This window comes from Rodentibacter genomosp. 1 (assembly GCF_001999285.1).
Lineage (GTDB): Bacteria > Pseudomonadota > Gammaproteobacteria > Enterobacterales > Pasteurellaceae > Rodentibacter.
This window is the reverse complement of record NZ_MLHN01000009.1, coordinates 215,057-240,512: the sequence shown is the minus strand read 5'-3', so window position 1 is coordinate 240,512 and position 25,456 is coordinate 215,057. Positions and strand designations below refer to the sequence as shown.

At 40.4% G+C, this 25,456-nt stretch carries 23 protein-coding genes; 14 read left to right on the top strand and 9 right to left on the bottom strand.

The annotated features are described in order from the left end of the window. Window positions 1-21 precede the first annotated feature (21 nt). On the bottom strand, window positions 22-1,470 hold the full coding sequence (gene tldD, locus BKK54_RS06300; protein ID WP_077542273.1) for a metalloprotease TldD: 1,449 nt from the start codon (window positions 1,468-1,470) through the stop codon (window positions 22-24). 93 nt (window positions 1,471-1,563) lie between these two features. Then, window positions 1,564-2,409 carry a 16S rRNA (cytidine(1402)-2'-O)-methyltransferase gene (gene rsmI, locus BKK54_RS06295; protein ID WP_077542272.1) on the bottom strand — a complete coding sequence of 282 codons (846 nt, stop codon included), beginning with the start codon at window positions 2,407-2,409 and terminating at the stop codon, window positions 1,564-1,566. A 77-nt stretch (window positions 2,410-2,486) separates the two neighbouring features. On the opposite strand from rsmI, the gene BKK54_RS06290 reads away from it, so the two are divergent. The 6 genes from BKK54_RS06290 (at window position 2,487) to nrdB (ending at window position 9,569) form a co-directional block, all read left to right on the top strand. Then, the gene (locus tag BKK54_RS06290; RefSeq protein ID WP_077542271.1) at window positions 2,487-4,208 is read left to right on the top strand and encodes a penicillin-binding protein activator; all 1,722 of its coding nucleotides are present in this window, start codon (window positions 2,487-2,489) and stop codon (window positions 4,206-4,208) included. Window position 4,209: 1 nt separating this feature from the next. Next, window positions 4,210-4,569, top strand: a complete 360-nt coding sequence (locus BKK54_RS06285) for a YraN family protein (RefSeq protein ID WP_077542270.1) — start codon at window positions 4,210-4,212, stop codon at window positions 4,567-4,569. Window positions 4,570-4,583: 14 nt separating this feature from the next. Next, a complete protein-coding gene (locus tag BKK54_RS06280) occupies window positions 4,584-5,168 on the top strand; it encodes a D-sedoheptulose-7-phosphate isomerase (protein WP_077542269.1) in 585 nt (194 codons plus the stop codon). A 78-nt stretch (window positions 5,169-5,246) separates the two neighbouring features. Further along, window positions 5,247-5,828, top strand: coding sequence for a division/outer membrane stress-associated lipid-binding lipoprotein (gene dolP, locus BKK54_RS06275; protein WP_077542268.1), 582 nt, complete (start codon window positions 5,247-5,249; stop codon window positions 5,826-5,828). A gap of 278 nt (window positions 5,829-6,106) precedes the next feature. Beyond that, a complete protein-coding gene (gene nrdA / locus BKK54_RS06270) occupies window positions 6,107-8,377 on the top strand; it encodes a class 1a ribonucleoside-diphosphate reductase subunit alpha (RefSeq protein ID WP_077542267.1) in 2,271 nt (756 codons plus the stop codon). A gap of 61 nt (window positions 8,378-8,438) precedes the next feature. Continuing rightward, the gene (nrdB, locus tag BKK54_RS06265; RefSeq protein ID WP_077542266.1) at window positions 8,439-9,569 is read left to right on the top strand and encodes a class Ia ribonucleoside-diphosphate reductase subunit beta; all 1,131 of its coding nucleotides are present in this window, start codon (window positions 8,439-8,441) and stop codon (window positions 9,567-9,569) included. Window positions 9,570-9,657: 88 nt separating this feature from the next. On the opposite strand, the gene metX is transcribed toward nrdB, so the two are convergent. After that, the gene (gene metX, locus BKK54_RS06260; RefSeq protein WP_077542265.1) at window positions 9,658-10,737 is read right to left on the bottom strand and encodes a homoserine O-acetyltransferase MetX; all 1,080 of its coding nucleotides are present in this window, start codon (window positions 10,735-10,737) and stop codon (window positions 9,658-9,660) included. Window positions 10,738-10,894: 157 nt separating this feature from the next. Here metX and BKK54_RS06255 point away from each other — a divergent pair, with 157 nt between their 5' ends. The 6 genes from BKK54_RS06255 (at window position 10,895) to fbp (ending at window position 17,411) form a co-directional block, all read left to right on the top strand. Beyond that, the gene (locus BKK54_RS06255; RefSeq protein ID WP_244153115.1) at window positions 10,895-11,596 is read left to right on the top strand and encodes a SanA/YdcF family protein; all 702 of its coding nucleotides are present in this window, start codon (window positions 10,895-10,897) and stop codon (window positions 11,594-11,596) included. Between the two features lie 155 nt (window positions 11,597-11,751). After that, window positions 11,752-13,104 (top strand): lysine-sensitive aspartokinase 3, encoded by a 1,353-nt coding sequence (gene lysC, locus BKK54_RS06250; RefSeq protein ID WP_077542264.1) that lies wholly within the window; start codon window positions 11,752-11,754, stop codon window positions 13,102-13,104. Between the two features lie 141 nt (window positions 13,105-13,245). Beyond that, complete coding sequence (locus BKK54_RS06245; RefSeq protein WP_077542263.1) at window positions 13,246-14,025, top strand: hypothetical protein; 780 nt, start codon at window positions 13,246-13,248, stop codon at window positions 14,023-14,025. Window positions 14,026-14,221: 196 nt separating this feature from the next. Continuing rightward, window positions 14,222-15,520 (top strand): adenylosuccinate synthase, encoded by a 1,299-nt coding sequence (purA, locus tag BKK54_RS06240; RefSeq protein ID WP_077542262.1) that lies wholly within the window; start codon window positions 14,222-14,224, stop codon window positions 15,518-15,520. Window positions 15,521-15,589: 69 nt separating this feature from the next. Continuing rightward, complete coding sequence (locus tag BKK54_RS06235; protein WP_077542261.1) at window positions 15,590-16,261, top strand: DUF484 family protein; 672 nt, start codon at window positions 15,590-15,592, stop codon at window positions 16,259-16,261. Window positions 16,262-16,406: 145 nt separating this feature from the next. Further along, window positions 16,407-17,411: a class 1 fructose-bisphosphatase gene (gene fbp, locus BKK54_RS06230; RefSeq protein ID WP_077542260.1), complete on the top strand. Its 1,005-nt coding sequence runs from the start codon at window positions 16,407-16,409 to the stop codon at window positions 17,409-17,411. An 84-nt stretch (window positions 17,412-17,495) separates the two neighbouring features. Here the strand turns inward: fbp and lptG are convergent, their stop codons facing one another. Both lptG and lptF read right to left on the bottom strand, forming a co-directional pair. Beyond that, window positions 17,496-18,572, bottom strand: coding sequence for an LPS export ABC transporter permease LptG (lptG, locus tag BKK54_RS06225; RefSeq protein WP_077542259.1), 1,077 nt, complete (start codon window positions 18,570-18,572; stop codon window positions 17,496-17,498). Window positions 18,573-18,577: 5 nt separating this feature from the next. Further along, window positions 18,578-19,672, bottom strand: coding sequence for an LPS export ABC transporter permease LptF (gene lptF / locus BKK54_RS06220; RefSeq protein WP_077542258.1), 1,095 nt, complete (start codon window positions 19,670-19,672; stop codon window positions 18,578-18,580). A gap of 106 nt (window positions 19,673-19,778) precedes the next feature. Between lptF and BKK54_RS06215 the strand changes: the two genes are divergently transcribed. Continuing rightward, on the top strand, window positions 19,779-21,254 hold the full coding sequence (locus BKK54_RS06215) for a leucyl aminopeptidase (RefSeq protein ID WP_077542257.1): 1,476 nt from the start codon (window positions 19,779-19,781) through the stop codon (window positions 21,252-21,254). 320 nt (window positions 21,255-21,574) lie between these two features. Continuing rightward, complete coding sequence (locus BKK54_RS06210; RefSeq protein ID WP_077542256.1) at window positions 21,575-22,963, top strand: SLC13 family permease; 1,389 nt, start codon at window positions 21,575-21,577, stop codon at window positions 22,961-22,963. A gap of 130 nt (window positions 22,964-23,093) precedes the next feature. Here the strand turns inward: BKK54_RS06210 and BKK54_RS06205 are convergent, their stop codons facing one another. From BKK54_RS06205 to BKK54_RS06190, 4 genes are read right to left on the bottom strand one after another with little or no spacing between them, the layout of a single operon-like run. Next, entirely contained in the window at window positions 23,094-23,711 is a 618-nt protein-coding gene (locus tag BKK54_RS06205) for an energy-coupling factor ABC transporter ATP-binding protein (protein ID WP_077542255.1), read from the bottom strand. After that, complete coding sequence (locus BKK54_RS06200) at window positions 23,698-24,339, bottom strand: energy-coupling factor transporter transmembrane component T family protein (protein ID WP_077542254.1); 642 nt, start codon at window positions 24,337-24,339, stop codon at window positions 23,698-23,700. Before BKK54_RS06200 ends, BKK54_RS06205 begins: the two co-directional genes overlap by 14 nt. After that, window positions 24,336-24,959, bottom strand: a complete 624-nt coding sequence (gene cbiM, locus BKK54_RS06195; RefSeq protein WP_077542253.1) for a cobalt transporter CbiM — start codon at window positions 24,957-24,959, stop codon at window positions 24,336-24,338. The genes BKK54_RS06200 and cbiM overlap by 4 nt, the downstream gene beginning before the upstream one ends. Then, on the bottom strand, window positions 24,959-25,444 hold the full coding sequence (locus BKK54_RS06190) for a hypothetical protein (protein ID WP_077542287.1): 486 nt from the start codon (window positions 25,442-25,444) through the stop codon (window positions 24,959-24,961). The genes cbiM and BKK54_RS06190 overlap by 1 nt, the downstream gene beginning before the upstream one ends. Window positions 25,445-25,456 lie beyond the last annotated feature (12 nt).

Here is a 25,456-nt window from a genome sequence, read left to right as displayed (position 1 = left end):
AAAGTGCGGTGATTTTTTCAATTAATTTGTACCACCCACAGTGATTTCATCAATCTTCAATGCCGGTTGACCTACGCCAACCGGTACACTTTGTCCGTCTTTACCACAAACGCCAATGCCTAAATCTAACTCGCTTTGATCTGCCACCATCGAAATTTTTTGCATCACCTCAATACCGCTACCGATTAGCGTTGCGCCTTTTACCGGCTTAGTGATTTTCCCCTTTTCAATCAGATAGGCTTCAGAGGTAGAAAACACAAATTTACCTGAAGTGATGTCCACTTGCCCACCACCAAAGTGCGGAGCATAAACGCCATGCTCTACCGAAGCGATTAGATCCTCAAATTGACTCTGCCCCGCCAGCATATAAGTGTTTGTCATACGTGGCATCGGTAAATGCGCATAAGATTCTCGACGGCCATTACCCGTAGGCTTCACGCCCATTAAACGGGCATTCATTTTATCTTGCATATAGCCCTGTAAAATGCCGTCTTTAATGAGTACATTGCATTGACTTGGTACACCTTCATCATCAATGGTGAGAGAACCACGGCGGTGAGCAATCGTGCCGTCATCAACAATCGTACAAAGTGGAGAGGTGACTAATTCACCAATTTTCCCTGTAAATAGAGAACTTTCTTTACGATTAAAATCGCCTTCCAAACCATGCCCTACCGCTTCGTGCAATAGCACCCCTGGCCACCCTGCGCCTAACACAACAGGCATAAGTCCTGCCGGTGCCGCCACAGCACCTAAATTAACCAAGGCTTGACGAACCGCTTCTTTCGCAAAATTGATGGCTCGAATATCACCATCGACCATTTCAAAGAACCAATCCAATCCAAAACGTCCACCGGAACTACAACTTCCCCGCTCACGTTTTCCATTTTCTTCCACTAATACAGAAATTGACAAACGGACAAGCGGCCGAATATCGGCAGCTAATGTGCCATCTGTTGCCATCACCAATACTTCTTCATAAACCGCACTTAAACCGGCAGAAACTCGGGTGACACGCGGATCTTCCGCTCGAGCAGTACGATCAACTAAATGTAATAATTCAATTTTCTTTTCTTTAGAAAGGCTTTCTAACGGATTAATGGAAGCATAACGCATAATCGGATTTACGGCATTAAGTGCATTTGGCACAATAATGTTGCCTTGCTGACGTTGCGCAATGCCCTTCACTGCATTGGCACATTGTTGCAGTGAAGCAAGGTTAATTTGATCCGAGTAAGCAAAACCGGTTTTTTCACCGGATACCGCACGAACCCCTACGCCACGATCAATGTGAAAACCACCCTCTTTAATAATCCCGTCTTCCAATACCCAATTTTCATCTTGGCTAAGCTGAAAATATAAATCCGCATAATCAATATTGCGGTGCGACATTAGATCAAAAATATTTAATAATTCTTTGGTGGATAAATGACTTGGAGTCAATAAACTTTCCGAAACCTGTTTTAACATATTCTTCTCCGTAAATAGACGAGGTCTATAAAATAAAACTTAGCTAAAAAGTGCGGTCAAAAAACAGCAAGTTTTTGTAAAATAAAAAATCGCTTATAAATGTTCTAAACCAAATTGATATAAGGCATTTTTCTTGTAACCATATAATTCCGCTACAATTGCCGCCGCTTTTTTAAGAGGCAGTTCTTGGGTAATCAAGGTTAAGGCTTTAATCGCTTGAGGAGAAAATTCCCCCTCATTTTCTCGCTTAGGTTGACCTTCTACAATCAACACCATTTCCCCCTTAGTTCGGTTGGGGTCTTCATCTAACCATTGCCGTAAATTTTTTACGGTATCACCCACTATCGTTTCCCATGTTTTCGTGATTTCACGGGCAAGCACCACATAGCGATCTTCGCCAAGTACCTCTTGCATATCGGAAAGGGTATCTAAAATGCGGTGGGTAGATTCATAAAATATCAAAGTGCGCTCTTCTTTTGCCACATTTTCTAATTTATCTCTACGTGCCTTACTTTTCGCCGGCAAAAAACCTTCAAAACAAAAACGATCCGAAGCGATACCTGAAGCGCATAGCGCCGTAATTGCAGCACAAGCCCCCGGTAAAGGCACGACACGGATTCCCGCCTCACGACATTGACGCACTAAATGAAAACCGGGATCACTAATTAAAGGTGTACCTGCATCGGATATTAATGCAATATTTACCCCTTGTTTCAGTTTTTCTACCAAAACAGCAGCTTTTTCTTGTTCATTATGATCATGTAATGCAAAAAACGGCTTTTTAATACCATAGTGACTGAGCAACAAACCACTGTGACGAGTGTCTTCCGCTGCCATTAAATCCACTTGGGAAAAGATTTCCAAAGCACGTTGAGTAATGTCTTGCAAATTACCAATTGGCGTTGCCACAATATATAAAATTCCACTTAAATCGTTCATTTTTGTTTGCTTTTAAGATTTGAGGTAAGTAAGATCGCCCCTATTATTGACTCATTCATCATGGAGCAAAAAAGAATATGGCTATTCTATTACAAGGTGTAGGTTTTAAAAAACGTTTAATACCAATTTTATTATCAGTGGCGTTAGCCGGCTGTTCCAATTTATTCGGTAGCAGCTTCACCGAAACACTTCAACGTGATGCCAACGCCAGTTCTGAATTTTATATGAACAAATTGGAACAGACACCAAGTATTGAAGATAAAGAAACCTATAAATTACTCGCTGCGCGCGCATTTATTACAGAGAACAAAATTGCCCAATCCGAGGCAATATTATCTGAATTAGGCGAACTAAATGATGCCCAAAAACTTGATCGTCTATTAATTGAAGGCCGTCTTTCAGCTGCCAAAGGCGCAAACGATGTAGCGGAGAGCCAATTACGTTTAATTGATTTAAATAAACTAAGCGCCTCTCAAAAATCTCGTTATTATGAAACACAAGCCACTGTTTTTGAAAATCGTAAAGATGTCATTGAAGCCGTAAAATCCCGTATCAAAATGTATGAAAATCTCTCCGATGTGCAACGTCGCCAAGATAATATAGATAAAACTTGGGCGCTATTACGTTCCGCTAACACCGGCGTGATCAATAATACATCAGATGAAGGGAATGTGGCACTAGGTGGCTGGCTGACTTTAATTAAAGCCTATAATGATAATATTCGTCAGCCTGTGCAATTAAGCCAAGCCCTACAACAGTGGAAAAGCGCTTATCCAAATCATGCCGCTGCCACTCTGTTCCCAAAAGAATTACAAAGTTTATTAGATTTCCAACAAACAAATCTTGTACAAATCGGTTTAATCTTACCGGTTAGCGGTGACGGGCAAATTTTAGGCAATACTATTCTATCCGGCTTTAATGATGCCAAAGGAAATTCCACCATTCCGGTGCAAATTTTTGATTCATCGACTTATTCCATTGACGAGATTATCGCACAAGCCAAACAATCCGGCGTAAAAGCATTAGTAGGGCCACTTTTAAAACAAAATGTTGAGGCAATCATTAATAACCCTGCATCCGTGCAAGGGATCGATGTATTGGCATTAAACGCAACGCCAAATGTCCGAGCCATTAACCAAATGTGTTATTACGGTTTATCACCAGAGGATGAAGCCGAATCTGCCGCCACCAAAATGTGGAATGATGGTGTACGTAATCCTGTTGTTGCGATGCCACAAAATGAGCTAGGTCAACGTGTCGGCAATGCCTTTAATGTTCGTTGGCAACAATTAGCCTCAACGGATGCCAATATCCGTTACTATAACTTAACAGCAGATGTACCTTACTTCTTCCAAGAAAATGCCTCAAATACAACCGCACTTTATGCGCTCGCTAATCCTGATGAGCTGGCAGAAATGAAAGGTTATCTTGCCAACAGCCTACCGAACGTGAAAATTTACGCAAGTTCACGTACCAATACGGCAAATAATTCCTCAGAATATGCAATACAAATGGAGGGCGTGCAATTTAGCGATATTCCTTTCTTTAAAGAATCAACCTCCGCACAATATCAAAAAGTAGCGAGTTCAACAGGCAGTGAATATCAGCTTATGCGCTTATATGCCATGGGGGCAGATGCTTGGCTATTAATCAATCATTTCAATGAATTACGCCAAGTGCCGGGCTATCAATTAAGCGGTTTAACCGGCATCTTAAGTGCAGGATCAAACTGCAATGTAGAACGTGATATGACTTGGTTCCAATACCAAAATGGTCAAGTCGTACCGGTAGCCAACTAAGATGTTTTCTTTAAAACGTCAACAAGGAGCGGGCTTTGAGCATCAAGCCCGTCTTTTTTTGGAATCAAAAGGACTGGTTTTTATTGCAGCAAATCAGTATTTCAAATGTGGCGAATTAGATCTTATTATGCAAGATGGGCAAACTATCGTATTTGTGGAAGTTCGCCAACGTTCAAACGCACACTTTGGCTCGGCTATCGAGAGTGTCGATTGGCATAAACAACAAAAATGGCTTGATGCGGCAAATCTCTGGCTTGCGAAACAAAATCTCAGTTTAGAAGATGCCGATTGCCGTTTTGATCTCGTTGCTTTCGGCAAAACGACACAAGATATCCAATGGATTCCTAATTTTCTCGACTAATTTTATTTTCAATTATGTTACAACAAGTTAAAGACATTTATAGCGAAAGCATACAAATTCAAATTTCCGCCTCTAGTTTACTGACGGAAAATATCGCCAATGCTAGCCAAAAAGTGATTCAATGTTTACTTAATGGCAATAAAGTGATCGCCTGTGGCATCTCACGCTCTTACGCCAATGCACAATTTCTGGTTTCCAATCTACTTAACCGCTACGATATTGAACGCCCAAGTTTTCCTTCCGTCCTACTCAGCCTAGAAAGTGCGGTCGGTTCTTCATTAGTTTTTGATCATTCACCGGAAAACCTCTATCAACATCAATTCAATGCGGTAGCAAAACCCGGTGATTTACTAATTGGCTTTGCCCCGCTCGGCATAGAAAAAGCCGTACTCAATACCATTGCCAATGCTGTAAGCAAAGAAATTAGCGTAATTGCCTTAACCGGTTCAAATAATGATGCGATTCAAGGCTTATTAGCAGAACAGGATTTGGAAATTTCCATTCCTACCAACAAAGAAAGCCGTATTTTGGAGAATCATTTATTTGTGATTAATGCCATTTGTGAACTGATCGATCAAACATTATTTCCAAGAGTTTGATAGAATGCCTATCGACACTAAACTATTTCAGCATTTATCTGACTAAGTGACTGATTCATTTAAATAAAGGAGAGAAAAATGAAACTAACCTCATTTAAAAAACTGGCATTTATTATAAGTGCTACCGTTTTACTGCAAGGCTGTGTTGCCGCAGTACTTGGCGGCGCTGCAGCAGGCACAAAAGTAGCAACGGATCCTCGTACAATGGGTACACAAGTCGATGATGAAACCCTTGAATTTAAAGTCGAAAATGCCTTAGATAAAGATGAACAAATCAAATCTGAGGCTCGCGTAAATGCGGTGTCTTACAACTCACGGGTACTATTAATCGGTCAAGTACCAAGTGAAAGTACAAAGGAAACCGCCACTAGCCTAGCAAAAGGTGTGGATGGGGTCACCGATGTATATAATGAATTACGCGTAAGCCCTAAAATTACTATCGGGCAAATCAGCAAAGACAGCTGGATCACCACACAAGTAAAATCCAAAATGTTAGTAGATGATCGAGTGAAATCAACGGATGTGAAGGTGATCACTGAAAATGGTGAAGTGTTCTTATTGGGCAATGTCACGCAAGCCCAAGCGGACGCCGCCGCAGACATTGCCAGCAAAATTAGCGGCGTACAAAAAGTCGTTAAAGTGTTCAAATATTTAAACTGATCTTCCTGAAAATCATTTACCTAATCAATTAAAGTGCGGTTGAAAATGACCTGATTTTTCAACCGCACTTTTTGCATTTTTTCAAGCAAAAAATTAAAAAATTTATAATCTTTAGAAAAGTATTTGTTTTTAAATAACTTACCTTTTGTCAATCATCTTGAGAGAAAATTTATCACTTGATCCTAATAGAAAAACACATTATCTTGTGTGCCGTTCTTTTATGAACACTATATCTTGTGTTCAAAAAAAATATCATAACAATAATAGGGCTCGTACTTATGAACAAAAGTTTAATGGTGACAAAACGTGATGGCACGCAAGAACAAATCAATCTTGATAAAATTCACCGCGTCATTACTTGGGCGGCTGAAGGATTAGAAAATGTTTCCGTCTCTCAGGTAGAATTACGTTCACACATCCAATTTTACGAAGGTATTCGTACTTCTGATATTCACGAAACCATCATCAAAGCAGCCGCAGATTTAATCAGCAAAGATACGCCTGATTACCAATATCTTGCCGCTCGTTTAGCGATTTTCCATTTGCGCAAAAAAGCCTATGGTCATTTCGATCCGCCTCGTTTATATGAGCACGTAAAAAAACTTGTACGTATGGGCAAATATGATCACGCCCTTTTAGACGATTATACTCGTGAAGAATGGGATGAAATGGACAGCTTTATCGATCACTGGCGTGATATGACGTTTTCCTATGCGGCAGTCAAACAGCTGGAAGGCAAGTATTTAGTACAGAACCGTGTTACCGGTGAAATTTACGAATCGGCACAATTCCTTTATTTATTGGTGGCAGCGAGTTTATTCTCAAAATATCCTCAGGAAACCCGCTTGGACTATATCAAGCGTTTTTACGATGCGACTTCTACATTTAAAATTTCCTTACCAACCCCAATTATGGCAGGCGTAAGAACGCCAACCCGCCAATTCAGTTCTTGTGTTTTAATTGAATGTGGCGATAGCTTGGATTCCATCAATGCTACCGCCTCTGCTATTGTGAAATATGTTTCCCAACGGGCGGGAATTGGCGTAAACGCCGGTGCGATTCGTGCCTTGGGTAGTGAAATCCGTGGTGGTGAAGCTTTCCATACGGGCTGTATTCCGTTCTATAAATATTTCCAAACCGCGGTGAAATCTTGTTCACAAGGTGGCGTGCGTGGCGGTGCGGCAACAGTTTACTACCCGTTATGGCATTTAGAGGCTGAAAGCCTACTGGTGTTAAAAAATAATCGTGGTGTGGAAGATAACCGTGTGCGCCATATGGACTACGGTGTTCAATTAAATAAGTTAATGTATCAACGCTTAATTAAAGGCGGCGATATTACTTTATTCAGCCCATCTGATGTACCGGGTCTTTACGAAGCCTTCTTTGCCGATCAAGATAAATTTGAAGAGCTTTACCTCAAATACGAGCAAGATCCAAGCATTCGTAAGCGTTCCGTTAAAGCGGTTGAAATTTTCTCTTTGTTAATGCAAGAACGAGCCTCAACCGGTCGTATCTATATTCAAAATGTGGATCACTGCAATACCCATTCGCCGTTTAATCCACAACTGGCACCGGTACGCCAATCTAACCTATGTTTAGAAATTGCGTTACCAACCAAACCATTAAATCATATTCATGATGAAAACGGTGAGATTGCTCTTTGCACCCTCTCTGCATTTAACTTAGGTAAAATTGAAAACCTTGATGAATTAGAAGGATTAGCGGATCTTGCGGTTCGAGCATTGGATGCTTTACTCGACTATCAAGACTATCCTGTTGCAGCCGCAAAACGCAGTTCCCTTGCCCGCCGTTCTTTAGGGATTGGCGTGATTAACTATGCCTATTACTTAGCGAAAAATGGCGTGCGTTATTCCGATGGCAGTGCGAATGATTTAACCCACCGCACCTTTGAAGCGATTCAATATTATTTATTGAAAGCCTCAATGAATTTAGCCAAAGAGCAAGGGGCTTGTGAATATTTCAATGAAACCACTTATGCACAAGGCATTTTGCCGATTGATAGCTATAAAAAAGATATTGATAGTCTGACGCAAGAACCGTTGCACTACGACTGGGAAAGTTTGCGTCAAGAGATTCAAGAGTTTGGTTTGCGTAACTCTACGCTCACCGCATTAATGCCCTCAGAAACATCATCACAGATCTCTAATGCTACCAATGGTATTGAGCCACCACGTGGTCATGTGAGTGTGAAAGCCTCAAAAGACGGGATCTTAAAACAAGTGGTGCCGGACTACGAAAACTTGAGTGAGCAATACGAATTACTGTGGGATATTCCAAGCAATGATGGCTATCTACACTTAGTGGGTATTATGCAAAAATTCGTGGATCAAGCGATTTCCGCTAACACTAACTACGATCCAAAACGTTTTGAAGACGGTAAAGTGCCGATGAAAGTGTTATTAAAAGATTTATTAACCGCTTACAAATACGGCTTAAAAACGCTTTATTACCAAAACACCCGCGACGGTGCCGAAGACGCCCAAGAAGATCTTGATGACGGCTGCGCAGGCGGGGCATGTAAGATCTAATTAATCAACCATTTAAAGTGCGGTTAAAATCGACCGCACTTTTACAACAGAGGAAAACCAAATGGCCTACACAACCTTCTCACAAACTAAAAACGATCAACTCAAAGAACCTATGTTCTTTGGTCAAAATGTAAACGTTGCCCGTTACGATCAACAAAAATATGAGACTTTTGAAAAGCTCATTGAAAAACAACTTTCTTTCTTCTGGCGTCCGGAAGAGGTGGATGTTTCTCAAGATCGTATCGACTATGCGGCTTTACCGGAACATGAAAAACATATTTTCATCAGTAACTTAAAATATCAGACCCTATTGGATTCTATTCAAGGTCGCAGTCCAAATGTGGCATTGTTACCGTTGGTATCTATTCCTGAATTAGAAACTTGGATCGAAACTTGGACGTTCTCTGAAACCATTCACAGCCGTTCTTACACCCATATTATTCGTAATATTGTGAATGATCCGTCTATCGTTTTTGATGATATTGTCACCAATGAAGAAATCATCAAGCGTGCAAAAGATATTTCTTCCTACTATGATGACTTGATTCGTGATAGCCAGCTTTACGGGCTATACGGTGAAGGCACATACACGGTGGACGGAAAAGAATGTGTTGTTACCTTACGCAATCTCAAAAGACAACTTTACCTTTGCTTAATGAGTGTGAATGCCCTTGAAGCCATTCGTTTCTACGTGTCTTTCGCCTGCTCTTTCGCTTTTGCGGAACGTCAATTAATGGAAGGTAACGCAAAAATCATTAAATTTATCGCCCGTGATGAAGCCTTACATTTGACCGGTACACAGCATATTTTAAACATTATGGCGGCCGGTCAGGACGACCCTGAAATGGCAGAAATTGCCGAAGAATGCAAGCAAGAAGCTTACGACTTATTCCTCGCCGCAGCGGAACAGGAAAAAGAATGGGCGGATTATTTGTTTAAAGACGGTTCAATGATCGGTTTAAACAGAGATATTTTGGTGCAATATGTAGAATACATCACCAATATCCGTATGCAGGCTGTTGGCTTGCCATTACCATTCCAAGCCCGTTCTAACCCAATTCCTTGGATCAATGCTTGGTTGGTTTCCGATAACGTACAAGTAGCGCCACAAGAAGTAGAAGTGAGTTCTTACCTTGTCGGTCAGATTGATTCTAAAGTGGATACTAAAGATTTTGGGGATTTTGATCTCTAATTAAACAATAAAGTGCGGTCATAAAATCAAGAAAATTTATGACCGCACTTTTTTATATCCAGTCCATTTTGAATCAGCTATAAAATTATTATTTTTTATCCAATCCTTCCCGAATCCATTTATCAAATCCATCATAATCAACCAAAAAGGCATCATGTCCGTAAATTGATGGAAACTCGTGAAAATCCAAATCAACCTGACTTTGCTCTAACAATTGTTTGCTTTTATGTAGGTCTATAGATTTGAATAATTGATCCGTCGTAACAGAAACGAGAGTATAATGTGCTTTAATACGTGAAAGTGCCGTTTTTACATCAAGATAACCCAAACTTGGGTCATACATATCCAATGCTCGCAATAGATGAAGATAGCTATTGGCATCAAAGCGTTCAAGAAATTTTTTCCCTTGATAACTCAGATAAGATTCCACTTGGAAATAATCGCCCCAAAAATCCCCCTCCGATTTCGCTGCTCGCCCAAAAGCTTTAGCAAGCTGTAAATCCGTACGATAAGTCAACATACCTAACATTCGAGCAATAGATAAACCTTGGTCGGGAGGTGTACCATCATAATAATCTCCGCCATTAAAATTGGGATCGTTCATCACCGCTTGGCGCATAACATGATTGAATCCGATGGCTTCGGCACTGAAAAAAAGCGAAGAACAAAGATTCACGATATTATCGACAAAATCCGGATATTCAATGCCCCATTGAGTGGCTTGCATTCCCCCGAAAGAGCCACCAATCACGGCTTTCAAATGCGTCACGCCCAAATAATCAATTAATGCTTTTTGCACATGCACAATGTCCTGCACAGTAATCGCCGGAAAGAGGCTACCATAAGGTTTACCTGTTTTAGGATTAAGGGAAGAAGGGCCACTCGTGCCTTTACATCCCCCCAAGACATTAGAACAAATAAAGAAATAACGAGAAGTATCTAAGGCAAGCCCATCACCCATAAAATTCTGCCACCAACCGGTTTGCTCTTTATGAGGAAAATAAGGTTCGGCATCACCGGTTAAGGCATGGCAAATTAATACAACGTTACTTTTATCGGCATTCAATGTTCCATAAGTTTGATAAGCCACATTAATGGGCGAAATCTCACCGCCTAACACAAGTGCTAGCGGATTATCCTGAAAAAGCACCACATTCTGAACTGACATTGAAAACCTACTACGTAAGATAAAGATGTTTTCAATTATCGACAGCTTATTATCTTTGTCAAGAAATTTTAGCCGTCTAAACGGCTAAATAAACACATAGGAAAAGAACGTAAAATTCAGCTTGAACTAACTCCCAGTTTTCATTATGTTAGTTACTATGATTGATTCAAAAAATACACTAAAAATGACCGCACTTTCCCTCTGGCATCGCTTTCATTACAAAAAAATAATTCTCTGGCTATGTGGTTTAAGTGCCTTCTTTCTTTTAATTTTCCTCGTCATCGATCAAGTAATCAGTTTATCCGTTCGTGATCGAGTATTTGAAAATGCCGATAGACTGCCTTACCGCCCCTATGGGGTCGTACTCGGCACATCAAAATATGTGGCAACGGGAAAAACCAACGATTACTACACCAATCGCCTTGCCGCCGCCAAAACCCTTATCGAAAATCAAAAGGTCAGCTATCTTCTGCTTAGTGGCGATAACCGCACACTACAATACAATGAACCACGTAATATGTTCAGAGATTTACGTAAAATGGGTATTTCTGAAGATAGGCTTTTTCAAGATTTTGCCGGTTTCCGCACACTAGATTCCATCATCAGAGCCGATAAGGTGTTCCAGATTCCTCCCTATACCATTATCAGCCAAAAATTTCATTGCGAACGTGCCCTGTTCATCGCAAGATATTATGATATTGACGCCATTTGCTTCACCGCCAAGCAACCCGACATTTATTTTGGTACAAGAATTCGGGAAACCTTTGCCCGTATAAAAGCAATCTTTGATCTACTAATTGGAGTTCAACCCTATTTTTTAGGCGATCCTGAACCACTTCCGCTCCCTAATAATCAATGAATATCTTTAAATATTCCCTAGTTCATTTATATTTTTTGAATGAACTCTTTTTAGCGTTTTTTACGGAATTTATTTGACAATTTTTGGCTAAATCGTTATTCCTATAACCTTGCAAACACAATACTTAAAATCTTTATTCACAGGGAGAATTCGTTATGTCTCATTTATCCGTCGCCAAATTTGGTGGTACTTCCGTTGCAAACTATGCGGCAATGACTGCTTGTGCAAAAATCATTATTGCCGATCCCAATACACGCGTTGTGGTGCTTTCCGCTTCTGCCGGTGTTACCAATCTTTTGGTAGAACTCGCAAACGGCGTAGAAGCAGAGGAGCGTAGAAGATTAATTGGTGAAGTCCGCCACATTCAAGAAAATATTTTAAATGAACTCAAAGATGACAGCCGAGTTCGCCCAATCATTGAAAAATATCTTGAAAATATCGAATACCTTTCTGAAGCTGCAAGTCTCGCCACATCAGCTGCATTGACTGACGAATTAATCAGCCACGGGGAGATGATGTCAACTCAAATTTTTATTGAAATTTTGCGTGAACAAAACACCGGTGCAACTTGGCTTGATGTACGTAATATCGTGGCAACCAATACTCATTTTGGTAAAGCCGCTCCCGATGATGAAAAAACCCAAAGCAACAGTAACAATATTTTAAAACCGATGATTGATCGCGGGGAATTAATCATTACTCAAGGATTTATTGGTCGTGAACCCGGTGGTAAAACGACCACGTTAGGACGTGGTGGCAGTGATTATTCCGCAGCCTTGTTAGCGGAAGTTCTTAACGCAAAAGATGTCTTAATTTGGACGGATGTTGCCGGTATCTACACGACAGATCCCCGTATCGTCCCAACGGCACAACGCATTGATACCATGAGTTTCGCTGAAGCGGCGGAGATGGCAACCTTCGGGGCTAAAGTCCTCCATCCGGCAACCTTACTTCCAGCCGTTCGTAGCAATATTCCGGTTTATGTTGGCTCAAGTAAAGCCCCACATGATGGCGGAACTTGGGTAACACGCGATCCCCAACCCCGCCCGACTTTCCGAGCCATCGCATTACGCCGAGAACAAACCCTGTTAACACTTTCAAGCCTCAGTATGCTGCATGCACAAGGCTTTTTAGCAAATGTTTTCGGTATTTTGGCAAAACATAAAATTTCAGTGGATACGATCACCACATCAGAAATCAGCATTGCATTAACCTTGGATAAAACAGGATCAACATCGTCCGGCACAGAATTACTTTCTAATGAATTACTGGAAGAACTAAGACAATATTGCACCGTAAAAGTGGATACCGGTTTATCCTTAGTTGCACTGATCGGCAATGATTTACACATTGCAGCCGGTGTGGCAAAACGCATTTTTGACACACTAGAAAATTATAATATCCGAATGATCAGCTACGGCGCCAGCACCAATAATATTTGTATGTTAGTGCCAAGTGAACATGCCGATAAGGTACTTCGTTCGTTACATAGATCGCTATTTGAATAATCCCCTTTACTTAAATAATGAAGTCACTTTTGAACGAATCAAAATGTGACTTCAATATTGTTATCCTTTGTTCTAAGCCGTAAGCCACGTAGAAAAGAATCTTAGAATCAAATCTCAATAAAAACGAAGAGGAAATGGAAAATGTCATATTTAAAGACGTTAGAAACACTCATAATTTCAACCGCACTTTTTAGCGTCATCGGCTATGTATCAAGCTATTGGATAAAGCCCAAATGGAAAACAGAAGCGGAAATCACTTATCCTACCTTATCTCAACTAGGCAATTATTATTCGCTCTTCTCCATGTATCACCTGATGCAAGGACAAGATAGTATTGAAAATAAAATTCCCGAATTAATCTATCAAAATTTTACCGAACAATTGGTTGCTTATGACAACCTAAAACAGTTTTGGGAAAATTCGACCTATTACAAGCAAAAAATCAGTGAAGATGTGACTGAAAATACCCAACTATTAAATGATTTAATCAAAAATACCCATTTCCAATCTCTTGGTTATAACACCGGAAAAATCACCCTGACATTAGATGAAGCAAGAGAATCGCAGGAATTACTGTCTTCACTGCTTAATCATATTAATATCATCACTCAAAAAGAGCGCTATGACACACTTATTCTTCAATGGAAAAATTTATTTACTCAAGTCAAAACTGCCGCAGAACTCAATTTGGGTAACATTCCTTATGGCAATAGCGTAGAGCGTCAAGATTGGCAAGGTAAACTCAATATGATGAAATCCGTTAATCCGCTTGATGAAAATTTTACCGGCTTTCATTTCACTAAAAGCCCACAACCACCCGAAGCAATGGGACGAAACAGCTGGGGATTCATCGGCGGCGGAATCGGTTTATTGCTCGGATTATTCAATCTTTTGTTCCGCCGTAAAAGAAAAAACCATTGATTTATCATCAAATTCAAGGCACATCAAAGCTAGAAAGTGATAGCAGAATAGTTTAATATAGCGAGCCGTGATTCGTTCTAAACTAATATTCATCCCTTAATTAAAGTGTAGAATTTAATTTTTAGGATAATCAAAAAGAATAAAAAATATCAGGCTATTCATTTGATCAATCAACCAAATTTAAAAGGTGGAAGTTATGGGAAAAAGTGTCGTTATCTTGGGTGCTCAATGGGGCGATGAAGGTAAGGGTAAAATCGTTGATTTATTAACGGATCGCGTAAAATACGTTGTACGCTATCAAGGCGGTCATAACGCGGGGCACACGCTGATTATTAATGGTGAAAAAACCGTCTTACGTTTAATCCCATCCGGTATTTTACGCCAAAATGTGACCTGCCTTATCGGCAATGGCGTGGTACTTTCACCTGCCGCATTAATGCAAGAAATGGGCGAGCTTGAAAGCCGTGGTATCAATGTCCGCGAGCGTTTATTAATTTCCGAGGCTTGTCCTTTAATCCTCCCATATCACGTTGCGATGGATCATGCTCGTGAGGCAGCATTGGGTAAAAAAGCAATTGGTACTACCGGTCGCGGTATTGGCCCTGCTTATGAAGATAAAGTTGCACGACGTGGTTTACGGGTCGGCGATTTATTTGATAAAGAAGCGTTTGCTGAAAAACTCAAAAATATTCTTGAATACTATAATTTCCAATTCATGAACTACTATAAAGTCGAGCCGGTTGATTATCAAAAAACCTTAGATGAAGTAATGGCGGTGGCCGATATTATCACCGGTATGGTAGCAGACATCACCACAATTTTAGATACTGCACGCAAAAATGGTGACAACATCTTGTTTGAAGGTGCGCAAGGTACAATGTTAGATATCGACCACGGCACCTATCCATACGTCACCAGTTCAAATACCACTGCGGGTGGGGTTGCAACCGGATCAGGTTTCGGCCCTCGTAATTTGGATTACGTATTAGGCATTATTAAAGCCTACTGTACCCGAGTGGGTGGCGGCCCCTTCACCACTGAATTATTCGATGATGTGGGCGCAGAAATTGCACGCAAAGGAAATGAATTTGGTGCAGTAACCGGTCGTGCCCGTCGTTGTGGTTGGTTTGATGCGGTCGCTATTCGTCGTGCAATCCAACTTAATTCAATTTCCGGTTTCTGTATGACAAAACTTGATGTGTTAGATGGTTTTGATGAAGTCAAAATCTGCGTAGCATACAAAATGCCAAATGGAGACATTGTAGAATACGCACCACTTGCGGCAAAAGATTGGGAAGGGGTTGAACCAATTTATGAAACTATGCCAGGCTGGAAAGAAAATACTTTCCGCATTACCGATGTCAATAAATTGCCACAAAACTGCCTAAACTATATCAAACGTATTGAAGAAGTGACCGGTGTCCCAGTGGATATTCTTTCAACAGGTCCGGATCGTGTCGAAACCATGATTTTACGTGACCCTTTTGCAGAATAATTTTCTTCTTATTTCTCGACCGCACTCAAAAGTGCGGTCTTTTTTTCTTCTGTTTTTGAATCACTCATTATGAACGAACAAGATATTATTCATTACCTTGAAAACCATCCTGATTTCTTTACCCGACACCCCTCGCTCTTAAAAAATCTGACTTTTCATCATTCACAAAAAGGGGCGATTTCACTCATCGAAGCTCAATTAATGCAATATCGTCAAGAAATTACCGCGCTCACCTCACAACTTGAAAAATGTCACCAGTTAGCGATCCAAGAGGCCGATATTTTCTTTGCATTAATTCCACTCCAAAAGAAATTATTTCAGGCTCAAGATTTTCTTTCTATTGAAAAGAAATTAGATCAATGGGCAAAATCTTATGAATTAGAAGGAGCCAAAATTCTCCTCTTTACCGATAGCTGGCAAAAAACGGCAAATATTCCCTCATATAATTGGATTGATCGTAAAGCCTTTGATATTATTCGCTTGGAACGCTTCGGCTTACGCCAATTTTATTTAGGTGATTTAAGCGGTAAAGAAAAGTCTTTAATATTTTTACCGGAAGAATTACCCATTGGCTCTGTGGCTTGCTGTTTACTTGGCACAAAAGATACCCATAAACCCACCGCACTTTTACTGTTTCGCTCCCGTGATGTACAGCGTTTTCACAATGGACAAGATATTTCTTTCCTCAAACATTTAGTTGATATTGTGGATCTTCATTTAGAAAAACATCTCAACCAATAATGACTTATTGCTATCACACTCTAAGTTTAACCTATTTTAAAAATATAAAATTTTTGTGATCGAGATCCCATTATTGAAATTTGTCTTTTTTGGGAAAATTTTAAATGACATATAATTTCCACGATGATTATAAAAAGGAAATATTATGAAAACATTAAGTGAATTTATTGTAGAACGCCAAGCTGAATATCCAAATGCAAAAGGGGAATTAAGTGGAATTTTATCGTCTATCCGTTTATTAGCTAAAATTATTCATCGTGATATTAATAAAGCGGGGTTAACAAATATCTTAGGTCAATCCGGCCTTGAAAATGTGCAAGGAGAAAGCCAAATGAAGCTTGATCTTTTTGCTCACAATACCATGAAATCTGCGCTGATGGCTCGAGAGGAAGTAGCGGGTTTTGCCTCTGAAGAAGAGGAAAGTTTTATCGCCTTTGACACAGAACGGGGTCGCAATGCGAAATATGTGATTTTAACCGATCCCCTTGATGGCTCATCAAATATTGATGTGAACGTATCCGTAGGGACTATTTTCTCTATTTATCGCCGTGTTTCACCTATTGGTACACCGGTAACGATGGAAGATTTCCTTCAACCGGGCAATAAACAGGTAGCAGCAGGTTATATCGTATATGGTTCTTCAACTATGTTGGTTTACACTACCGGAAACGGGGTAAATGGATTCACCTATGATCCTTCTATCGGCACGTTCTGTTTATCCCATGAGAATATGAAAATGCCAAAAGACGGGCGTATTTATTCCATCAACGAAGGGCAATACCTCAAATTCCCACTAGGTGTGAAAAAATATATTAAATATTGCCAAGAAGAGGATAAAGCGACACAACGTCCTTATGCTTCACGCTATATCGGTTCCCTTGTTGCCGATTTTCACCGCAATTTATTAAAAGGCGGGATTTACATTTATCCTAGCGCCACTAACTATCCAAAAGGAAAATTGCGTTTACTTTACGAAGGCAATCCAATGGCATTTTTAGCGGAACAAGCCGGTGGTCTGGCCACTGATGGCTATCGCCGAATTTTAGATATTGAACCGAAAGAATTACACGAACGCGTACCGTTATTTGTTGGTTCAGAAGAAATGGTGAAAAAAGCAGAAGAAATGATGCTTTCCTTTAAAGAGGGCTAATCTGCCAAAACAAAAGTGCGGTTAATTTCAAATAAGCTTTAAAACGCTTGTGAAATTAACCGCACTTTTCTATCTACTGTGAAACTAATCCCTTTTTCGACTTAACAGCCACCAAATAATCGCAATAAATAACAAACTTGGGATTAATGCGCCAAGCACAGCCGGCATATTATAAACCACGCTCATTTGCCCAAAAATCTCATTTACCACATAAAACAAGAAACCAAAACAAATTCCCGTTACAATTCTTGCGCCTGCCGTCACGCTACGCAAAGAGCCAAAAATAAAGGATAACGCAAGCATCATCATCACCCCGACAGAAACCGGCTGAAAAATTTTACGCCAAAAGGTCAGTTCAAATCGGCGAACATCTTGTCCCGTCTCTTTTAAGAATGCGATGTATTCATATAAACCACTGATAGATAATGAGGTTGGTCGTAAAGAAACTGCGCCTAATTTATCCGGTGTCAAATTCGTTTCCCAAGATTCAATTAAACGGTTCATTGTCGTAATTTCATCCTTTTGAATTTTTGAATCACTCACTTGGCGCAGTTGCCATTTGTTTTCTTCTGCAGAATAGGCCGCTTGATTTGCGTGTTTCAATTGGGTGAGATTTCGATTGTCATCAAAGGTATAAATATACACATCGTTTAATGTTGTATCCTCAGAAACTCTACGCACAAAAATAAAATGACGCCCATCTTTCGCCCACACACCATTTTTTACCGAAAGCATTGAACCGCCGGAAATAGCACGAGTACGCATATCACGGGCAAATTGCTCCGTTTGTGGAATGCCCCATTCACCCATTACCATTGTTAAAATCACTAATGGTAAGGCTGTTTTCATCACCGCTAATCCAATTTTAAAACGTGAGAAACCGGCTGATTGCATCACAACCAATTCACTACGGCTAGCCAAATTACCAAGCGCAATCAACGCGCCCAATAATGCCGCCATCGGGAAAAACGTTTCTACATCTTTCGGTATGGTTAAAAAGGTAAATGCAACTGCCTGCAAAACATCATAAGAGCCTTTCCCTACACTACGAAATTGCTCGACAAATTTAATAATCGCAGATAAACCAACAAGTGTGAGCAAAGTGGCAAAAATCGCCCCTAAAATGCTTTTACCAATATAACGGTCTAAGGTATTCATCATTTGTTTTACCCTTTTCGGCTAAGAAGATGGCGAAGTTTATACATTACAGTGCTATCCCAACCATTCAACACGACACCAAGCAACAAGAACAGGATATTCACAAGAGGCATTAAAATAGCGGCATCTAGCTTTCCGGCAGAACCAGCCGATTTAAATGAACTTTGTAATAAGAAGTAAATGAGATAGAGCAATAATGCCGGGAGAATTTTTGCAAAACGTCCTTGTCTTGGATTCACTCTGCTTAACGGCACAGCAATTAATGCCATTAATGGTACAGCTAAAATCAAGGTGATTCGCCAATGTAATTCTGCCTTTGCCGCAGGATCATTTTTATTTATTAGTGCCTCAAAAGAAAATGTAGCGGCTTCATCAGATTGACTCTCTGTCACCTGATAGCCCAAATAAGCCTGATATTCATCAAAATGAGTGAGACGAAAATCAGGTAGCGCTGCCGTACCCTCTACACGTTGTGTATTTTGTAAATTCAGAACTTGATCACCATTTGGTAAGGATTTTAACACCCCTTTTTCAGCCGTCACAACTGAAGGCTTTGTCTGCCCTTTAGGTGCAGTTTGAAACAGGTAAACATCATTAATTTGGTTACCTTTAATACTGTCAATAAATAGCACGAAATTATTATTGTTGGTAGACATAAATTGACCGGAAGAAAGCGCCCCCATAGTTGGGTTAGCTTTTGCCTCTTCTACTAGCGTACTTTGTTTTTGAATTGCCCAAGGAGAAAGCCATAACGCATTATATGCAGCTAATCCGGCAGTGATTAAAGAAAGCATCAAGGCGACACGCACGAGAATACGCTGTCCAATACCACAAGCCCTCATCACCGTGATTTCACTCTCGGCATATAAACGGCCAAAGGTCAATAAAATGGCTATAAACAAACACAATGGCAACATTAGCTGCGCCATGGTCGGCATTCCAAGTCCAAGTAAAGAAAAAACCAAATCAGCCGGCACATTACCATTTGCTGCCGAACCAAGTACGCGCACAAGTTGCTGACAGAAAAAAATCAACAGCAAAATGAATAAAATCGCCACTTGGCTCTTGAAGACTTCTTTCGTTAAATATCGCGTTAAAATCATCTTATATCGTATTGTTTATCGTTAAAATTGAGGGGAAAACTAGATAAAATCGACCGCGTATGATACCTTATTTTCGCTGATTTAAACAATCAAAAAAGGAAATCAAATGAAATATCAAGCAAAATCAATCGCACTTTCTCAAACCTTTGAATGTATCATCATTGGTGCTTATGAAAACAATGAATTTTCAACCAGTTTTAACGAAATAGATCAAGCAACACAAGGGTATCTAAACGGTTTAGTCAAATCCGGCGAACTCACCGGAAAATTAGGACAAACTTTATTGCTACGTGATCTCCATGGCATTACAGAAAAACGAGTCCTCATTATTGGTTGCGGAAAAAAAGGCGAACTTAACGAACGCCAATATAAGCAGCTCATTCAAAATATGTTAAACGCCTTAAAAGATGCCTATATTCGTGAAGCGGTTTGCTATTTGACAGAAGTTGAAATCAAAAACCGTGATCTTTACTGGAACATCCGTTTTGCAATTGAAACCATTGAGCATACCAACTATCAATTCGATCAATTCAAATCTCAGAAAGCCAAACCAATCAGCCTAGAAACGCTCATTTTCAACACAGATTGCCAACAGGCACAATTGGCTATCAAGCATGCCCAAGCTATTGCAAGCGGCGTGAAAGCAGCACGAGATATTGCCAATATGCCGCCTAACGTATGTAACCCGGCTTATCTTGCAGATCAAGCGAAAAATTTAGCAGAAAAATCTACCGCACTTTCATTTGAAGTCATTGATGAACAAATGATGGCTGATTTAGGAATGAAAGCCTATCTTGCGGTTTCCCGCGGTTCATCAAACCCAGCTTATATGTCGCTTCTTCATTTTAACAACGCCGCAGATAAAAATACCAAACCGATTGTGCTTGTCGGCAAAGGCTTAACCTTTGATGCCGGTGGTATTTCCTTAAAACCTGCCACAGAGATGGATGAAATGAAATATGATATGGGGGGAGCGGCTTCCGTATTCGGGACGATGAAAGCCCTTGCCGAGCTTAATTTACCCCTCAATGTGATTGGGGTGCTTGCCGGTTGTGAAAACCTACCGGATGGTAATGCCTATCGTCCGGGCGATATTCTCACCACCATGAACGGCTTAACTGTGGAAGTGTTAAATACCGATGCGGAAGGTCGTCTTGTGCTATGTGATACACTTACCTATGTGGAACGCTTTGACCCTGAGCTTGTCATTGATGTAGCAACCCTCACCGGCGCATGCGTTGTCGCACTCGGGCAACACAACAGCGGCTTAATGTCGGAAGATGAAAACCTTGTCAGCGAATTACTCAATGCAGCAAACCAAACCACAGATAAAGCTTGGCGCTTACCATTAGGTGAAGAATACCAAGAACAGCTAAAATCACCCTTTGCCGATCTTGCCAATATTGGCGGACGTTGGGGCGGTGCAAGCACAGCGGGAGCATTCTTATCCAATTTCACCAAAAAATATCGTTGGGCACATTTAGATATCGCCGGTACCGCATGGTTACAAGGTGCGAATAAAGGCGCAACCGGTCGCCCGGTTTTTTTACTCACTCAATTTCTAATTAATCAGGTGAAATAAAACCGAGATAAAATTCGGTATCATGTAGCAGTTGCACAAATCTATTTTTGGGTAGGGACACACTGCGTGTGTCCGTATTTCAATATGTTATAAGCGGACACACGCAGTGTGTCCGTATTTCAATATGTTATAAGCGGACACACGCAGTGTGTCCCTACTTTTTAGAATCCTGCTTTTATCTCTATCAAAGAGCGGTTAAATTTTACTGAGTTTTTATAAATATCTGTTCTCTCAACACCTCATACCAGCTTGAGACTATTGACCCATTGTTTGAATTTTGTTAAAAGTTTGTTGATTAAAAACACACAAGGAGTAGAACGATGAAAACTCAATATTCTTTTTTATCAAAATATAAAAGCGCGATTATCCTCGCCATAGATTTTCTTTTGATGCTGTTTTTAATTCGCTATCTTCCTTTCTCACCCACTGAAAATCGAGGCTTAGCATTATTAATTTTCATCGGGATTCTCTGGTTAACCGAAGCTTTTGATATCACCGTGACATCCTTAATTGTCCCAGTATTAGCGATCGGATTAGGACTTATCAATACTCAAAAAGCACTCGCCCCTTTCTCAACGCCCATTATTTATATGTTCTTTGGTGGATTTGTGATGGCGGCAGTGTTACAAATTCAGTCCCTAGATAAACTCATTGCAGGCTATATTATCCGTTTAGCCAAGGGAAATTTGAAACTGGCTATTGCCTATTTATTTGGTGTCACGACATTTCTTTCCATGTGGATTAATAACACGGCTGTTGCCGCAATGATGTTGCCATTAACACTAGGTATGCTGAAAGGAATTCATTCTGATAATAATTATCGCCTATATGCTTTTGTTCTACTCGGCATGGCATTTAGTGCAAATATCGGTGGAATCGGTACTCTAGTAGGTAGCGCGCCCAACGCCATTCTCGCTTCCCAAATTTCCGTAACCTTTACCGAATGGTTAGGCTATGGGTTTCCGGTTATGCTGCTATTACTCCCATCAATGTTATTTTCCCTGTGGATAATACTACGTCCGAATTTTAACGTTCCTTTTACCCCAACGATTGAGCGAGTTCCTTTTACTTCAAAGAATCTTATCACGCTGATGATCTTTTCTGTCATGGCGATATTGCTTCTCTTTGGCTCATTGATCAATCCTTGGCTATCAACGACCCTTGCTTTACCAAATAAAATTGAAAACTTTGATACAGTGGTCGCACTAAGTGCGGTCATTTTAATTTGCATTTCCAACGCCGCAAAATGGAAAGAAATTCAAGAGCGGGTTGAATGGGGCGTCTTAATTTTATTTGGTGGCGGATTAACCCTTAGCGTAGTAATGCGAGACTCCGGTGCGAGTAAAATTATGGCTGATAGCATCGTTCAATTTGTCCAAACAAAACCGCTTTGGATACTTTGTGTCACCCTGACAACTTTTATTATTTTCCTAACGGAATTTACCTCAAATACAGCGAGTGCCGCATTGATTATGCCTATTGTCATTTCCGTTGCTCAATCAATGGGTTTACCGCCAATTTCTCTTGCAGCGATTATCGCCTGTGGTGCAAGTTGTGCATTTATGTTGCCAATTGCAACACCACCTAATGCCATTGTCTTTAGTACCGGTCATATTAAACAAATTGATATGGCAAAAGTCGGTATGATCTTAAACCTATGCTGCATTGCCATTATTAGTGGATTAACCTATTTTTTCTGGATTCACTAACAAAACACGTCTCAATTCCTTGACTAAGAAGTGTTGAAGGATTTATGCCGGAAGGAAAGCGCTTCCGGCTAGCCATTTCTTTGGTAGATCAAGAAGAATATTGACAGCGGGAGACTTTTCATTTTCCTCATCACAGGCTGATAATTTCATCGGCTAATCCATCAATAAACCCTTGATGATGTGAAGAAATAAGCATAGGCAGCCCAAGTTCACGCAAAAGTGCGGTCAGTTTTTCGATATTTTTACGATCGAGTCCATTGGTGGGCTCATCCAATAATAAAATTTGAGGCTGCATAGCAAGTACACCGGCGAGTGCGGTAAAGTTTTTTTCCCCGCCGGAAAGGGTATGCACCGTACGATCCTTTAAATGAGCAATGTCCAAACGTTCAAGTTGTTGCTCTGCAAGTTGATAGGCATATTCACGAGGATGTTGTTGGTTTAGCGGACCAAACGCCACATCGTCTAATACAGTGGGCCCAAAAAGTTGATCATCAGCATTTTGAAAACAAATTCCTACTCTACCTCGGAAAGGCGCGAAATCTTTTTCTTTTTGACAAATTTGATCAAACAGCCTGATCTCACCTTTTGAAATAGGCACAAAACCAAGCAATGCCAGTAATAATGTTGTTTTTCCCGTGCCAATCTCCCCTTGAACAAATAAACGTGTTTGCCCCTCAAGGTGAAAAGTTAAATCCTCAATAATCCTTTTATTATTACGCTCAATATAAAGATTTTTAACGCTCAGCATCTTCTTTCCTTTTTCCACATTGAAAACCACGGCATTTCAGTGCAATTTGTGCCATTTCAGCTTTTAACAAGGCATGAATTAATAATAATGCAACACTTTGTGCCGTAACATAAAGTGTTCGGGCATTAAATTTCGGTTGATACCCTCTGGCACGCATTGCTCGATCCATTTTTTGTCGCAATTCACCTAAAAGCGTGATGTAACGCACGGTCAACACAAATAATTGAATTAATTTTTCAGGTAAAGGTAATTTACCGAGTGCCTGTATCAAAACGGTTTCATTGATATTCCATAAAAAAAGCCAAACAGAAAACAACAAAAGGTTCGTTCTAAGGCTAAGAATCTCCGCAATCCGGATTCCCTGAGGATAATATTCAATCCCATTTTCCCCGATTCGCCAACTGAGTGTCACCCACATTAAAACGATGAAAAGTAAGAGATGGATCCAACGTCTAAAATAAAGGGAAAAGGGTTGTTTTCCCACTGAAATGAGCAAGACAGAAACAAACATCACGCTAATATTTAGCGTGATGAGCCAAGCAAGATCTTGCAAACCACTGATAATCAATCCCCAAATAAAGAGATAAATTAATCGAAAATGCGGTTGAAATAGGGAATGAATTTTCATGAAGAAATTCGTGTCGTAGATTTAAGTGCATCCGGATACATTTTACAAAGTAGAGAAATCACGCCGACACTCATCACACTGTCTAAAATAAATACAGGAAGATGAGAAACGAGCAGTAACCAAATAAGATCAATGTAATGTTTTCCACCATCAAGCACTAATGCCAAAGAAGCCAAAGCTGCTGCCCCACCAACACCAATCACCCCGGCACCAATACCGGTTAAAAGACAACGCTTTAAGCTCATTTCAGGACGTAAGGAAGAGTGAAAAAGATAATGAACAAGCATAGCCGGTATTGCCATAATACAGAGATTCACACCTAAAACGGCAAATCCGCCAAAGGAAAAGAACAATACTTGTAACAATAATGCGATAAGAAATGCCGGAAATACCGTCCAGCCTAGAAATAAACCAGCCATACCATTTAAGATCAAATGTACACTGCCAATCCCTACCGGTATATGGATCGTACTTGCGACGAAAAAGGCAGCAGCAAACAAGGCGGTAAGTGGTAAACGTTCATGTTCTAACTTACGAAGCCCGATTGCCACACCCGCGGCGGCAAGCACTGCTCCAGCCAATAAAATAGGGGGATGCAACACTCCTTCAGATAAATGCATTATTTGAATCCTTGTTTCATTTTTCGGGCATTCAACCAAGCAATCAAGCCGGCTATTCCTACGATATAACCAATGCCGCCTAAGATATCGTGCCAATAAATTTTATCTTTTAGCTGGGCAATATCCGCCCGTAGTAACATCAGATCCGCTGTTTGATTATTGACTGGCGATGTACGATCCGCAACAACGGAAGCTCGATGCCCTTCTTCCCCCTCAACCACGACTTTTAACACCGAATCTGCCATATTCGGCACAGCAAGGCGAAACTCGCCTTTTGTATCTGTTTTAGCATTTAAAATAGGTTCTTCCGTTCCCGAACGAAACACTTCTAAATAGGTTTCCGCAGCCGGTGTCAGATCAGAATAGTAAGATTTACCGGAAAGGATTTGCCCGTCATATTGAGCAAATACATGAAGCGCATGGGCTTGCACATTCGGTAAATACAATGCAAAAAAAAGTGCGGTAAAAAAAGACAATATTTTCATTGCGGCATCGAC

Excerpts from the sequence above, each read along its gene's own strand:
- lysC (WP_077542264.1), top strand. The coding sequence starts at position 11,752 with ATGTCTCATTTATCCGTCGCCAAATTTGGTGGTACTTCCGTTGCAAAC.
- BKK54_RS06205 (WP_077542255.1), bottom strand. The coding sequence starts at position 23,711 with ATGCTGAGCGTTAAAAATCTTTATATTGAGCGTAATAATAAAAGGATT.
- BKK54_RS06190 (WP_077542287.1), bottom strand. The coding sequence starts at position 25,444 with ATGAAAATATTGTCTTTTTTTACCGCACTTTTTTTTGCATTGTATTTA.
- BKK54_RS06245 (WP_077542263.1), top strand. The coding sequence starts at position 13,246 with ATGTCATATTTAAAGACGTTAGAAACACTCATAATTTCAACCGCACTT.
- lptF (WP_077542258.1), bottom strand. The coding sequence starts at position 19,672 with ATGATTTTAACGCGATATTTAACGAAAGAAGTCTTCAAGAGCCAAGTG.
- nrdA (WP_077542267.1), top strand. The coding sequence starts at position 6,107 with ATGAACAAAAGTTTAATGGTGACAAAACGTGATGGCACGCAAGAACAA.
- purA (WP_077542262.1), top strand. The coding sequence starts at position 14,222 with ATGGGAAAAAGTGTCGTTATCTTGGGTGCTCAATGGGGCGATGAAGGT.
- BKK54_RS06210 (WP_077542256.1), top strand. The coding sequence starts at position 21,575 with ATGAAAACTCAATATTCTTTTTTATCAAAATATAAAAGCGCGATTATC.
- rsmI (WP_077542272.1), bottom strand. The coding sequence starts at position 2,409 with ATGAACGATTTAAGTGGAATTTTATATATTGTGGCAACGCCAATTGGT.
- BKK54_RS06255 (WP_244153115.1), top strand. The coding sequence starts at position 10,895 with ATGATTGATTCAAAAAATACACTAAAAATGACCGCACTTTCCCTCTGG.
- fbp (WP_077542260.1), top strand. The coding sequence starts at position 16,407 with ATGAAAACATTAAGTGAATTTATTGTAGAACGCCAAGCTGAATATCCA.
- BKK54_RS06235 (WP_077542261.1), top strand. The coding sequence starts at position 15,590 with ATGAACGAACAAGATATTATTCATTACCTTGAAAACCATCCTGATTTC.
- dolP (WP_077542268.1), top strand. The coding sequence starts at position 5,247 with ATGAAACTAACCTCATTTAAAAAACTGGCATTTATTATAAGTGCTACC.
- BKK54_RS06285 (WP_077542270.1), top strand. The coding sequence starts at position 4,210 with ATGTTTTCTTTAAAACGTCAACAAGGAGCGGGCTTTGAGCATCAAGCC.
- cbiM (WP_077542253.1), bottom strand. The coding sequence starts at position 24,959 with ATGCATTTATCTGAAGGAGTGTTGCATCCCCCTATTTTATTGGCTGGA.
- nrdB (WP_077542266.1), top strand. The coding sequence starts at position 8,439 with ATGGCCTACACAACCTTCTCACAAACTAAAAACGATCAACTCAAAGAA.
- BKK54_RS06200 (WP_077542254.1), bottom strand. The coding sequence starts at position 24,339 with ATGAAAATTCATTCCCTATTTCAACCGCATTTTCGATTAATTTATCTC.
- lptG (WP_077542259.1), bottom strand. The coding sequence starts at position 18,572 with ATGATGAATACCTTAGACCGTTATATTGGTAAAAGCATTTTAGGGGCG.
- BKK54_RS06290 (WP_077542271.1), top strand. The coding sequence starts at position 2,487 with ATGGCTATTCTATTACAAGGTGTAGGTTTTAAAAAACGTTTAATACCA.
- metX (WP_077542265.1), bottom strand. The coding sequence starts at position 10,737 with ATGTCAGTTCAGAATGTGGTGCTTTTTCAGGATAATCCGCTAGCACTT.
- BKK54_RS06280 (WP_077542269.1), top strand. The coding sequence starts at position 4,584 with ATGTTACAACAAGTTAAAGACATTTATAGCGAAAGCATACAAATTCAA.
- BKK54_RS06215 (WP_077542257.1), top strand. The coding sequence starts at position 19,779 with ATGAAATATCAAGCAAAATCAATCGCACTTTCTCAAACCTTTGAATGT.
- tldD (WP_077542273.1), bottom strand. The coding sequence starts at position 1,470 with ATGTTAAAACAGGTTTCGGAAAGTTTATTGACTCCAAGTCATTTATCC.